At 41.8% G+C, this 13877-nt stretch carries 13 protein-coding genes; all 13 read left to right on the top strand.

Annotated features, from left to right (window positions below; translation table 11 throughout):
- Positions 1-280: 280 nt before the first annotated feature.
- Positions 281-1321: an anthranilate phosphoribosyltransferase gene (gene trpD / locus AC1D69_RS02390; protein WP_495454748.1), complete on the top strand. Its 1041-nt coding sequence runs from the start codon at positions 281-283 to the stop codon at positions 1319-1321.
- Positions 1311-2120 (top strand): indole-3-glycerol phosphate synthase TrpC, encoded by an 810-nt coding sequence (trpC, locus tag AC1D69_RS02395; RefSeq protein ID WP_495454540.1) that lies wholly within the window; start codon positions 1311-1313, stop codon positions 2118-2120. Before trpD ends, trpC begins: the two co-directional genes overlap by 11 nt.
- 1 nt (position 2121) lies before the next feature.
- Positions 2122-2814 carry a phosphoribosylanthranilate isomerase gene (locus AC1D69_RS02400; protein WP_495454541.1) on the top strand — a complete coding sequence of 231 codons (693 nt, stop codon included), beginning with the start codon at positions 2122-2124 and terminating at the stop codon, positions 2812-2814.
- Positions 2811-4013 (top strand): tryptophan synthase subunit beta, encoded by a 1203-nt coding sequence (gene trpB / locus AC1D69_RS02405; protein WP_495454542.1) that lies wholly within the window; start codon positions 2811-2813, stop codon positions 4011-4013. Before AC1D69_RS02400 ends, trpB begins: the two co-directional genes overlap by 4 nt.
- Positions 4010-4816, top strand: coding sequence for a tryptophan synthase subunit alpha (trpA, locus tag AC1D69_RS02410; RefSeq protein WP_495454543.1), 807 nt, complete (start codon positions 4010-4012; stop codon positions 4814-4816). The genes trpB and trpA overlap by 4 nt, the downstream gene beginning before the upstream one ends.
- Positions 4817-4843: 27 nt before the next feature.
- Positions 4844-5941 (top strand): histidinol-phosphate transaminase, encoded by a 1098-nt coding sequence (hisC, locus tag AC1D69_RS02415; protein WP_495454544.1) that lies wholly within the window; start codon positions 4844-4846, stop codon positions 5939-5941.
- A 31-nt stretch (positions 5942-5972) separates the two neighbouring features.
- The gene (locus AC1D69_RS02420) at positions 5973-7070 is read left to right on the top strand and encodes a prephenate dehydrogenase (protein WP_495454545.1); all 1098 of its coding nucleotides are present in this window, start codon (positions 5973-5975) and stop codon (positions 7068-7070) included.
- 405 nt (positions 7071-7475) lie between these two features.
- Positions 7476-8699 (top strand): sensor histidine kinase, encoded by a 1224-nt coding sequence (locus tag AC1D69_RS02425; protein ID WP_495454546.1) that lies wholly within the window; start codon positions 7476-7478, stop codon positions 8697-8699.
- The gene (locus tag AC1D69_RS02430; protein WP_495454547.1) at positions 8696-9349 is read left to right on the top strand and encodes a response regulator; all 654 of its coding nucleotides are present in this window, start codon (positions 8696-8698) and stop codon (positions 9347-9349) included. The genes AC1D69_RS02425 and AC1D69_RS02430 overlap by 4 nt, the downstream gene beginning before the upstream one ends.
- Complete coding sequence (locus AC1D69_RS02435; protein ID WP_495454548.1) at positions 9342-10277, top strand: hypothetical protein; 936 nt, start codon at positions 9342-9344, stop codon at positions 10275-10277. The genes AC1D69_RS02430 and AC1D69_RS02435 overlap by 8 nt, the downstream gene beginning before the upstream one ends.
- Before the next feature lie 116 nt (positions 10278-10393).
- Positions 10394-11905 (top strand): nitrate/nitrite transporter, encoded by a 1512-nt coding sequence (locus AC1D69_RS02440; RefSeq protein ID WP_495454549.1) that lies wholly within the window; start codon positions 10394-10396, stop codon positions 11903-11905.
- A gap of 48 nt (positions 11906-11953) precedes the next feature.
- The gene (locus AC1D69_RS02445) at positions 11954-13222 is read left to right on the top strand and encodes a molybdopterin molybdotransferase MoeA (RefSeq protein ID WP_495454550.1); all 1269 of its coding nucleotides are present in this window, start codon (positions 11954-11956) and stop codon (positions 13220-13222) included.
- 15 nt (positions 13223-13237) lie between these two features.
- On the top strand, positions 13238-13837 hold the full coding sequence (gene mobB / locus AC1D69_RS02450; RefSeq protein WP_495454551.1) for a molybdopterin-guanine dinucleotide biosynthesis protein B: 600 nt from the start codon (positions 13238-13240) through the stop codon (positions 13835-13837).
- Positions 13838-13877 lie beyond the last annotated feature (40 nt).

Raw genomic sequence — 13877 nt, forward strand, 5'->3', positions numbered from 1 at the left:
AAACGCTTTAGAAGATTGGATGAAGATAGGGAGTGAGGAGCGGAGCGTAGGCAGTACCTACGTGAGCACCGGAAGGACCGGCTGAATTCAATATTTGATGTCGAATAAGCTTCTTGGTATACTTCGTGATCTAAATATGATTTTTTGAACAACCTCTAGAAGTGTTCGAGTATACGATAGGGGTTCAGGGAGCTGAACCTGTCAAATGAATATAATGGAGATGAGCATAGTGGAGAATAGTATAGAACAGTTGAGTGTGGTTGGTAATCCATCCGTTCATGTGGATCATACAGATATGATTCAATCAAGTCTAACTAAATTGATCATGGGTAATGATCTTGCACGTATAGAAGCACGTCAAGTTATGCAGAGTATCATGGATGGAGAAGCGACACAGGCACAGATAGGCGGCTTATTGACTGCATTACGTATGAAAGGCGAGACGGTTGAAGAAATCACAGGGTTTGCTGAAGCGATGCGGGGTTCGGGGAACCGAATGTTGACGGAAAGTGCCCATTTACTCGACACGTGTGGGACGGGTGGATCAGGAATTCACAAATTCAATATATCAACAACCTCCGCCATTATTTCGTCATCCGTTTCTGTGCGGGTAGCGAAACATGGCAATCGTTCAGCATCTGGACGTGCAGGAAGTGCGGATGTATTGGAAGCACTAGGTGTTAACATCAATATATCGGCGGAACAAGCAAGACGGTGTTTGGATGAGATTGGGATTTGCTTCTTATTCGCACAAATCTATCATCCTTCTATGCGACATGCGGCCGCTCCTCGTAAAGAGCTGGGTGTACGAACGGTATTCAATATGTTAGGCCCACTGACCAATCCTGCTGGTGCTGACCGTCAGCTACTGGGCATCTATGATCGCAGCATGACGGAAACCATTGCACAAGTTCTGAACGAACTGGGACTGAAGCGTGCCTTGGTTGTCTCAAGCTTAGATGGATTGGATGAGATTAGTATCTCAGCGCCCACACAAGTGTCTGAATTACGTGGAGGTAAAGTAACTACTTATGATATTAACCCTCATGATTTAGGTCTTGATGTTCATCCTCTAGAAAAGGTGTTGGGTGGCGATGCAGCTGAGAATGCTCGAATTATTCACTCCGTTCTTCAAGGGGAGAAGAGTCCGTATCGAGATGTTGTATTAGCTAATGCTGGAGCATGTATATATGTATCTGGACTGTCCGAGAGTATCTATGAAGGTGTACAGCTTGCTTCAAAGGCTATAGATAATGGAAGTGCCTATGCTAAATTAAATCAATTGATTCAAATGACAGGAGAAGAGTCCTATGTATCTTGATAAAATAGTAGCCACCAAAGTCAAAGAGGTGGAAGAACTTGCGAAGAACTTTGATTTCTCACGAACGGAACGAGTCATTGCTAACCTGCCACCAACTAGAGGATTTCTAAGAGCTGTATCAACAGATCGCCATCGAGATATGGGTCTCATTGCAGAGGTCAAGAAGGCTTCTCCATCGAAAGGATTAATTCGACCGGATTTCGATCCTGTGGAGATTGCTTTAGCCTATGAACGGGCTGGTGCAGATTGTTTATCTGTGCTTACAGACGTGGAATATTTTCAAGGAAGCGGTGAATATCTAAGAGCTGTCCAAGCTGCGGTAAGGATACCTCTACTGCGCAAAGATTTCATTATTGATGAACGTCAAATCTATGAAGCACGCCTGTTGGGGGCAGATGCAGTTCTACTTATCGCTAGCATATTAGAGCCTTCCCAAATATCTTCATTCATCAAGACAGCTTCTTCGATCGGACTAGATGCTTTAATTGAAGTCCATAACGCAGAAGAGTTAGAGAATGTATTACATTTAGATCAGGCATCATTGATAGGGATTAACAATCGTAATTTACATACGTTTGAAACATCTCTAGAAACGACTGCTAAACTGATTCAAATGATTCCTAGTGAAATAACGATCATCAGCGAGAGTGGTATTGCGGGATCCGATGATATGGATTTCCTCAAGCGTTCAGGAGCGGATGGCGTCCTCATAGGTGAATATTTCATGAGACAACAAGATGTTGGTGTAGCTGTTACAGAACTAATGGGATCTCTTCCTGAAGGGGAAGGAAGGTTATAAAATGGATAAAACATTCGTAAAAATATGTGGACTTCAGGACGTTGAAGTGCTAAAATCTATGTTACACTTACCGGTAGATTATATCGGATTCGTATTTGCTACTAGTCGCCGACAAGTTACGATGGAAGATGCATCGGTACTCTTGCAACAGCTTCAGCATTGGGAGAATGTGACACATCCTGAGAGTGTAGGTGTCTTCGTGAATCCTGAGATGGCGTATCTCTCTAAAGTGATGGAACGTTCACCCTTAGATGTGATTCAATTGCACGGACAAGAAGATGCTAAGTTCTGTCATGACGTCAAACGTCAATTTGGTGTTAAAGTGTTTAAAGCTCTTTCAATAAACTCAAATGGTCATGTAGCCGATCATGGTTCGGACTCTACGAAGCATCCATTGCTTCCAAAAGATTATGTCGGTGTTATTGATGCAATGTTACTGGATACGTTCGACCCTGTTTATGGGGGTGGTTCAGGGCGTACCTTTGCATGGGATCACATTCCGTATTATCAGGAAGAGAGTCGTAAACTAAATATCCCTCTTTTTATAGCTGGTGGTCTTGAACCTTCAAATGTTAGTGAGTTAATTACGAAATATCATCCATATGGGGTAGATGTTTCTAGTGGCGTAGAAAGTAATGGTTTGAAAGATATAGATAAAGTAATAGCTTTTGTTGAAAGGGTGAAACAGATATGACACAAACACAAATGCCAGATCAGAACGGTCGCTTCGGTCCATTCGGTGGACGCTTCGTACCCGAAACATTAATGAATGCACTCATAGAATTAGAACATTCCTATAAACAACATGCAGCAGATCCAAGTTTCCAAGCGGAAATAGACTATTTGTTGAAGCAATATTCTGGACGTGAGACACCCCTTTATTATGCGGAACGTTTAAGCAAACATTTGGGTGAAGCTAAAATTTACTTAAAGCGTGAGGATCTAAATCATACGGGTGCTCACAAAATTAATAATGCGATCGCGCAAGGTATTCTTGCTAAACGAATGGGAAAGAAGAAAGTAATTGCTGAGACTGGTGCGGGCCAACATGGTGTCGCAACAGCTACGGTAGCTGCACTTCTTGGAATGGAATGTAAGGTGTTCATGGGGGAAGATGATACGAAACGTCAAGCTCTGAATGTCTTCCGAATGAAGTTACTCGGTGCGGAAGTCATTCCGGTTACTTCGGGGTCTCGTACACTGAAGGATGCAGGAAATGAAGCACTCCGTTATTGGGTTAGTAATGTAGATGATACATTCTATATCTTAGGTTCTGCAGTTGGACCACATCCGTATCCGATGATGGTTCGGAATTTCCAGAGAGTGATCGGAGACGAGACGAGACGTCAGATTCTTGAGAGTGAAGGTCGCCTTCCGAATATTCTTGTTGCACCCGTTGGTGGGGGGAGTAATGCGATTGGGATGTTCTATCCTTTCATAGAAGATAAAGAAGTTGCAATGGTTGGAGTCGAAGCGGCAGGAAAAGGTGTGGACACACAATTCCATGCAGCTACGATGACTAAGGGAACACATGGAGTGTTCCAGGGGTCAATGAGTTATCTTTTGCAGGATCAGCACGGTCAAGTACAGGAAGCACACTCTATATCAGCTGGACTGGATTACCCAGGGGTTGGGCCAGAACACTCTTATCTGAAAGATATTGAACGTGTTAAGTATGTTCCAATTACAGATCAGGAGGCGCTTGATGCACTACAGTTGCTCTGTCAGACTGAAGGAATCATCCCAGCGCTTGAATCCGCTCATGCTGTTGCAGAAGTTATTAAGATAGCTCCTAGGTTAACGAAGGATGATATTGTGGTTATTTGTTTATCTGGACGAGGAGACAAAGATGTCGAATCTATCATGGCATATACAGGGGGGAATCAGTCATGAATTTGATGGATCAGACATTTGAAGTGTTGAGAAGCCAGAATCGCACGGCACTGATTCCTTTTTTGACCGTAGGAGATCCTGATGTTGCGACAACCGTAGAGATCATACTACAATTAGAGGCAGCGGGTGCTGATATTCTAGAACTAGGAGTACCGTATTCCGATCCTCTAGCGGATGGACCTGTTATTCAACGGGCATCTCAACGGTCATTGAAACATGGTGTGACCATTCGTACATGTATGGAGACGGCTGTAAAAGCTCGTGAATCAGGTGTGAAGATGCCATTTATCCTTTTTACTTATTTCAATCCTGTGTTGCAGATGGGTCTAGACCTTTTCTTCAACGAAGTAAAAAATCATGAAATCAGCGGATTGATTATCCCGGACCTTCCAGTGGAAGAATCGGGTGATATATGTCGTCGTGCGGATGAAGCTGGAGTAAGTCTAATTCCATTGGTAGCACCTACTTCAAATGAACGAATTGAGAAAATAGTTAGTAATGCTAGTGGCTTTGTATACTGCGTGTCTTCCTTAGGCGTGACAGGGGAACGTTCCTCGTTCCACCAGGGGGTAGAACAATTTATTCAAACTGTTAAGAAGTATACAAATCTTCCGGTTGCCGTTGGGTTTGGGATCTCTACGCATGAACAGGTAGCTCACTTCTCTCAAATATGTGATGGAGTTGTCGTGGGAAGTGCGATCGTACGTGAGATTGAATCTGTGATTCCTTTATTGAACGACGTTAATACTAGACAAGAGGGACTACTACAAATACGTGAGTTTGTAACACAATTAAAAGGATAATGTAATAGAAAGTGAGTGGATATGATTATGAAACCTAAATCCCATATTGTTAACCTTCCAGTATATCAACCGGGTAAACCAACAGAAGAAGTGAAGAAGGAATTTGGATTAACGGAAGTCATTAAGCTGGCTTCGAATGAGAATCCATACGGTTCATCACCTCGTATTAAAGATGCAGTTTTATCTGAACTTGAGAATATTAGTATTTATCCAGATGGTAGTGCAGCAAATTTAACGACAGCATTAAGTAATCATCTGGGTGTAAATGCGGATCAGATCATTTTTGGGTGTGGATCAGATGAGATTATTGCATTGATTACTCGAGCCTTTTTTGTGCAAGGTGATGAGACGATCATGGCTGACCAGACCTTCTCTGTATATAAGAGTAATGCAGACATTGAAGGAGCAACTAGTATTGAAGTTCCACTTAAGGATGGCGTACATGATCTAGAGGCCATGTTGGCCGCTGTAAATGAGCGTACCAAGATTATGTGGGTATGTAATCCGAATAATCCGACGGGAACCATCGTTTCGGACCGTGCATTAACAACCTTTTTGGATGAAGTTCCATCAGAAGTGTTAGTTGTACTTGATGAGGCATATTGTGAATTCGTTACGGATTTATCTTACTCAGACGGTATAAAATTTCTGAATAAATACCCTAATGTCATCGTTCTTCGAACGTTCTCCAAAATATATGGTTTAGCTTCTATGCGTATCGGTTATGGCGTAGGAAGTGCTGAAGTGATCAAATTAATCAATCAAGTTCGGGAGCCCTTTAATACGTCACGAATTGCTCAAGTTGCTGCCATAGCTGCATTAGAAGATCAGGGGTTTGTTGATCAATGTCGTAGCTTAAATGCTCAAGGAATTATGTATTTGCAAGGCGAATTTGATCGCTTAGGACTGTCCTATTTACCTGCACATGGCAATTTCATTATGGTCGATGTACGTAAGCCATCTAGTGAAATATTTCAAGCGTTACTACGAAAAGGGGTTATCATTCGTGCTGGACATCAGCGGTACCCAAGCTATATCAGAGTGACAGTAGGGACCCAAGAACAAAATAACATTTTCATTCATGCATTAGAGGAAGTGCTCCAAGACATCCCAACTCAAGTGTAAATAATAAATCTAAGAATAGAAATGAGATATCATGAACACAACAAAAATAGCTATCTTTGGAGTAGGTTTAATTGGAGGTTCGCTAGCACTTTGTTTTAAAGATAAGCCAGGGATTACGGTGGTGGGCCATGCTCACCGCCCTGACTTAATAGACACATACATGACCAGAGAAGTAGTGGATCATGCTACACTTTCAATCGAAGAAGCATCATGTGATGCTGATTTTATTTTTCTTTGCGTACCTGTAGGTAAATTAGAAGAATATTTAGAGAAATTGAGTGTTCTACCTTTGAAGAAGGGTTGTATCATTACAGATGTGGGAAGTACCAAGGCAAGTATATCTGAAGCAGCGGAGTCATTGGAACTGCAAGATGTATACTTCATTGGTGGACATCCTATGGCTGGATCTGAACGTTCAGGTGTCGAAGCGGCTTCTGTACTCCTATTCGAGAATGCTTACTATGTGTTATGCCCTTCTTCACATGTTCCAAAGGACGCGTGCGACTCTTTAGAACGTCTATTATCCTATACTCGTGCTCAAGTTGTGAAAGTGGAACCAAGGCTTCACGACGAGATTGTAGGTGCTATTAGTCATTTACCTCATGTTATCGCTGTAGCATTGGTTAACCAGATCTGTGGATATAATGAATCCAATACGTTATACCGAAGATTAGCTGCAGGAGGCTTTAGAGACATCACTAGAATTGCTTCTAGTGATCCCGTCATATGGAGAGACATACTATTGAACAACAACGATGTCATGTTGCGCTTACTTCAAGATTGGAACATGGGTATTTCCTCTTTCATAGACATGCTAAGTAATCATGATGGGCAAGGGATTGAAGAGGCCTTTCAGAAAGCTAATGCTTTCCGTAACGAACTGCCTGAAGGGCGCAAAGGAATGATTGTTCCTTTATTTGATCTGTATTTGAATGTACCGGATCATCCCGGGATTATTGGTAAAATAGCAACAGAGTTAGGCTCAGAACAGATTAATCTTAGCAATATTCAAATTATTGAGAGCAGAGAAGATGTCCCAGGTGTGATGCGGCTTTCATTCCGTCAAGAAGAGGATATGGAGCGTGCAAGAGCATTACTCCATGAGTTGAATTATACCGTCTTCATGTGATATTAAAGTGATTACATTAACTTTTAAAACAATTATTGACAAATGTAAACGTATACATTACAATGAACTTACAGTATGGTTTCTCTCCACTCCTATCCAATATCTTCTGCTCTGTCTTGAGCAGAGACCACTTTGAAAAAAGTGGTCTTTTTTTTGTCTATTTTTTGATAATCAATTTGAGAAGTCCTCCACGCTCTGGTGAATACGAGTCAAGATAGCTTATATTTATACTTCTTACATTAAGGGTTGTTTTAGGCTCGGGATTGTAATAAAATTTCACATTGTATGTGGTCTAGTGGTAGGCTAATAATATACAGGTGTATTGAACCGCGTACGTTCTCGGAAGAAAAGGAAGGGAGTAATTACATGTTATCGACTCGGAGGTCACTCGGAATAGCAAAATTTATGCTTAGGAATGGAATGTTAACGATTATCACGACCTTTTTAATTGTATTCTCACTTCGAATAATGCTTGGGGATAGTGAAAGCAATTGGCAATATTTTATCACAACGTTTTTCTTTGTTCTTGTGATCACGACTGTCTTTTTCTTTATCATTTATTCGCAAGGGCGTAGACTCAGATCAGAGCAAGAACAACTTGCCAATGTATTTCAGCACATTTCAGATGGGGTTCTTGTGCTTGATAACGCTATGAATATTAAACGTATTAATCCTGCTGCAAGACAAATGTTGAAACTGGATGAGGATGAAGTGTCCATCAGTTTCTGTAACATGTGTTCCAATTATCCAGGACTGAATAAGTTATGTTCCTACCAAAACTGTTTTATTGGTGATTCCACACAACAGCCAATAGAACTGCAGATTATCACGCCAAAGGGTGGTGCTAAATCGATCAATGCGAGCGTATCGCATTATGTAGACTCGATGCATGGACCTTTAAGTATATTACGCATTCATGAAGTTGACGGGACACGTCTGGAAGAGCAACATCAAATTGCGAAGATGATTACGCACTCCATTCTGCAAGCACAAGAGAATGAGCGGAAGCTTATATCACGAGAGTTACACGATGGGATCGGCCAATCGCTTTATAGCATATTAATTCATTCGGAGTTACTGAAGATGGATGATGCTCTGCAAAGTATGCAGGAAGATAAACTAGATACTTTGCAAGAAGCCATACGGAACACGATAGAGGATATTCGTGATTTATCCGCAGAATTGCGGCCGTCAGCACTGGATGATATCGGATTGATTGCAGCGCTACGAAAATACTTTCGAAGTTATGGTCAGAAGTTTGGTATTCAAGTTCATTTTAAAGTGGAAGAAGAAGGTGGGCGAATGCCTGCCGCTATAGAAACAGCTCTTTACCGGATTGTTCAAGAAGCGCTAACGAATGCGGCTAAGTATTCACAAACAGATGTCATTGATGTTCAATTGAAGCATTCTACAACTTCCGCAGAGCTACAAGTAAAGGATTACGGTCGAGGTTTTGTCATCACTTCTGAGCTGAGACAAGGGGTTGGATTATACAGTATGGAAGAGAGAGTCAAAATATTAGGAGGTTCATTTGACATTCAATCCGTGCCGGATAAAGGTACAACGATTCAAGTGCAAATATTTATTGATGATGGACATGGTTCGACAGTAGAGGAGGACTTAACGTGAAAGTGAAGGTTTTTATTGTAGATGATCATGCCGTTGTGCGTAGTGGTCTACGTGCCGTACTTGATGCGCAAACGAACATCACTGTCATTGGTGAAGCGGCAGATGGAGCATCTTGTATTAAGCAGGCGTTGGAGCTGAAACCGGATCTTGTGCTAATGGATCTGAGTTTTCCGAACGGTCGAGATGGGTTGTATACGACGAAAGAGCTCTTACAATCTATGCCGGAGGTTAAGGTTATTATCCTAACGATGCATGATGATGAGCAGTATCTATTTCGTGCACTTAAAGCTGGAGCATCAGGCTATATATTGAAATCGGCACCCATGTCTGAGCTTGTTCTGGCCATTGAGCAGGTTCATCAAGGGCTTGTTTATTTGCATCCATCAGCGACTAAAAAGGTCATTCAAGGCTATTTACATGGACAGACCAAAGAAACGAAGGATGTATTTGAGACTCTCACAGAACGTGAAAGAGAAATCCTTAGCTTAGTAGCCAAAGGTTATACCAATAAGGAAGTGGCTGAATTATTATTAATTAGCGTCAAAACAGTGGAGAACCACAAAGCAAATATGATGGATAAATTACAATTAAATAACCGCCGAGAGCTAATGAAGTTAGCGTATAGAAGGGGGTTGCTAGATTTTGACTGAAAGTGTGACAAGGCGGAAAAAGATGCAAATCGAGCTGGAGCAACTTAAGGAAGAACTAGGACTCGATTTCGTAGCTGTAGCGTTGGCGGATGGCCAATATCGCGATATTTACTGGCGGTTTGCTCTCGGAGCAAATTCAGAACGATACAAAAAAATTGCGGTTCGGATGGGAAAAGGAATGGCTGGAAAGGTACTTCAAGGTTTCACTCCTTATGTTGTTACTGAATTCCCAGAGGATGTGCAGGAAGATGTATTAGAATATCCTATATTTCTTGTGGAATCTTTGAAATCGGGGATGGGTGTAACGATCAAAAGCCCCTTACCTACGGATATGCAATCCAATGGAGTGCTTCTCGTTGGGCAACGTAGTAAACGGGAGTTTCAGGAGAACGATATTGATCGTGTGCAATTATGTGCAAGTGTACTTGCTGAATTATATGATCTATATCCTTTAGAGTTAACGGATTCGGAGGACTTAGAGATGTCACATTGGACGCAGAAATATACTCCGAGTGTCTCCCAGGACATCGTATCTATAACGGAGAAGGAAGCTGGACCCATTGTTAAGCTACTACATGAAGCTCAAGCGGTTGGCATTTCTTGTGAACTATTAGATCAGAGAATAACACGATTGAGCGATGAACGGCAGGAAGAGATTACGGCAATTCTAACTCTTTTGGTGAAAGAATATACAACATCTAAAGAGGGTGCTCAGTTGGTTATTGGTCAAGACGAATTAGGGCATACATTAATCGAATGTGAGGGTTACCTTCTGTACCCTTCGTCACAAGAGCTATTTCTACCTGTAATGACCGAGCTTAAATCGCTTAAATGTGATCTAGAAATCGTGATTGAAAAGGAGAAACAATCTGTACGTTTAACTATGCCAACTCGTTTGCTACTTGATGAAATGAACTGGAATCACTAGAAAGCATGAATTGGGGAATTTCCTTGGATGAAATGAGGGAATTCCCTCTTTGTTTCGTAACAGACTCCTAGGATAATGAAAAGTAATTAAGTTCATTATATTTCGGAGGCGTATCTATGAAACCATCTAAAGCAATACTACCTCTTCAAACATTGAGCCTTGTACTTGGTTTTGCTGTTTGGGGAATCTTATCATCGTTAATTGTATTTATTAAGGACGGCATTCTATTAACACCAAGCCAACTATCTTTAGTTACGGCAGTGCCGATTGTGCTTGGATCCATTTTACGTGTTCCATTTGGTTACTGGACGAATAGGTTCGGTGCACGATGGATGTTTTTGATCAGTTTTATAGTGTTGTTAGCTCCAGTCTTCTATATTAGTAAAGCAACGAGTTTTGCGGATCTCATTATCGGTGGACTATTTCTTGGAGTTGCAGGTGCAACATTCTCTGTGGGTGTAACCTCTCTTCCGAAATATTATCCACAAGAGAAACACGGATTTGTTAATGGGATTTATGGATTAGGAAATATCGGATCGGCAGTAAGCACCTTTTTCGCCCCTGTAATGGCAAATCAGTTTGGATGGCGGACAACGGTACAATTTTACCTGATTTTATTGATCTTTTTTGCACTAGCTAACTTTTTTGTGGGAGATAAGAAAGAAAAAAAATCGACAGTTCCTCTGATGGAGCAATTTAAGGCAATATATCGAAACGAGAAGTTGTGGCTCATATGCCTCTTTTATTTTATAACATTTGGTTCGTTCGTAGCATTCACGATATTTCTACCGAACTTCCTTGTTCAACACTTTGGGATTAGCAAAGTAGATGCTGGACTACGTACAGCGGTATTCGTCGTATTGGCAACAATTATGCGTCCAGTTGGGGGTATACTTGGCGATAAGTTCAATCCATTTAAAATATTGATTTATGTATTCTCTGGATTAACCATCGGTGGTATTCTGCTCGCATTCTCACCATCCATTATGTTGTATACTGTTGGCTGTTTACTTATTGGATTGTGTGCAGGAATAGGGAATGGTACCATATTTAAATTAGTTCCGCTCTATTTCTCGAAGCAAGCAGGTATTGCGAATGGGCTTATCTCTGCTCTTGGGGGTCTGGGAGGGTTCTTCCCACCTCTAATGTTGACATTATTGTTTGGAATCACAGGTCATTATGCGATTGGGTTCATGGCATTGGCGATGGTCGCATTATGTAGCTTGCTTCTTGTACTTTATTTATACTGGCAGGATAAAGTGAAATTAGCAGAACAAATTATTCAGAGTACTTCTCAGGCGATTCTAGTAACGAATAAAAAGGGAATAATTATTAATGTGAACCCTGCGTATACTGCAGTTACTGGCTATACAGCAGAAATGGCGATTGGACAGAAGTCTGGGTTCCTTAAATCAGGCCGTCATGACAAAGCTTTCTATGAGTCGATGTGGAAGCAGTTGAAAGAAAATAATGCTTGGAGCGGGGAAATCTGGAATAAAAAGAAAAACGGAGAGATCTTCTTACAACATATCAGCATTAATGCCGTACAAAGTGATGTTGGAGAAACGAGTTATTATGTAGGGGTCTTCACTGAAGTTGAACCATCCTCTCAGAGATTTCCTAAATAAGATGTCCCTTGAGATGCTCAAGAATTGGACAAAAGGATGAATATCAAAATGAATGGAAGAAAAGACCAACACAATTTCATGAGAAAAGCGATCAGTGTTCAGGAAGCGACACAAACGGTGCTAGACACCGTTCGCCTTATGGATAAAGAAGAAGTTACGATCATGCAAAGTGTTGGCAGATATTTGGCTGCGGAGGTTGTTGCTCCACAGCCATTCCCACATTTCCGCCGTGCAGGCATGGACGGATATGCGGTTGTAAGTGCCGATACTTCGAGTGCCACGATTAAAGGACCTATTACATTAAAAGTGGTGGATAACATTCCAGCTGGGACAGTATCAGCAAAGATACTTCGAAGCGGAGAATGTATGAGAATTATGACTGGTGGAGCTGTCCCGGATGGGGCAGACGCTGTCATTAAATACGAGATGACTGAAGAAGATAGTATAGATAGAGACTTCAATCATATAGAGACATGCCTAGTCAAGGGCGCTGTAACTCCCGGAGAGAATGTTTCTCCTATCGGTATTGAAATTGGCGAAGGTGAAATGGTACTTCATTCGGGTGTTCGTATTGGCCAAGGCGAGATTGCACTGCTTGCGATGATGGGTGTAGCTTCTGTTCAGGTATATCGACAGCCTAGAATTGCTGTTCTAACTACAGGATCTGAGTTATTAGATGTTGATGCACCGCTTGAGCCAGGAAGGATTCGCAATAGCAATGGTTACATGGTTGCTGCTGCGATTATGGATTATGGGGGTATTCCCTTTATGATAGGGCGAATACAGGATGACGCTGAATTAGCTAAAAATACTGTAATCGATGCTTTATCGACATACGATGCTGTTGTGACTACTGGCGGCGTATCCGTGGGGGATCATGACATTATTTATGATGTGACTCAAGTATGGGATGGCGATCTGTTGTTTAACAAAGTATTGATGCGTCCTGGTAGTCCAACAACTTATGGCTTGTGGCATGGTAAAGCTCTCTTTGCACTTTCCGGTAATCCAGCAGCATGTTATGTGGGATGTAGGTTGTTTCTTCGTCCAGCCATCCGTGGCATGATGGGAGCTGAGCTTGTTCCAGAACGGCGTATGTCAGCAACATTAACTGTCGATTATCTGAAATCTGATCGTTCTACGCGTTTCGTTCGTGGTATTGTATCCAGTAAGGAAGGGCGGCTTGAAGCAGCGCCTGTGGGTCGTGATATGTCTAGTATTACGGTTTCCCTTCGTGATGCGAATTGTCTAATCTGTCTTCCAGGTTCGCCGAATGGATATCAAGCGGGCAGCCTTGTAGAAGTCATTTTGTTATAAAGGAGGGATATCCTAATGCCCGTGAATTCCAATGAAAGTGGTACCTACTCACACTTACCTGTTTTACAAATCGTTGGTTTTAAAAATAGTGGTAAAACCACGCTAGCTTGTAAAGCTATCGCTGAGTTGTCGGCTCGTGGCTTAAGAGTCGGATCAGCGAAACATGATGCACACCGATTTCAGTTAGACGAACCGGGTACGGATAGTAGTAAGCACCTGACTCACGGGTCTGTGGAAACCGTTCTGACATCCAATACAGCTACACGCTGGATGCGCCAAAATCCAACCACACTTTGCGAAATTTCTAGCATGTTGAACGGAAGAGTAGACATCATCATTGCAGAAGGTTTTAAAAATGCGTCATATCCCAAAATTGCACTTATTCGTGAATCAGACCAAATGGAGGCCTTAATTCAAGAGACCTCTGATGTTCGTCTATGGATAAGTTGGTTGAATCCTGAGAAACTCTCGACAAATAAAGCTTATACCCAGCAGCTTATTGCTGTCCCCATCATTTCTATACATGACGAGGAAGTTGTAATGAACAGAATCCAATCCCTCGTCCTATCTTTATTCCCCTCAAACACAAAATTCATAAAAAACCTGTCGATTTAGGTGAAAGATGATTCAAAACTAGGGAAAGCCCTTGAACGAA

It is taken from the genome of Paenibacillus sp. Y301 (assembly GCF_059445505.1).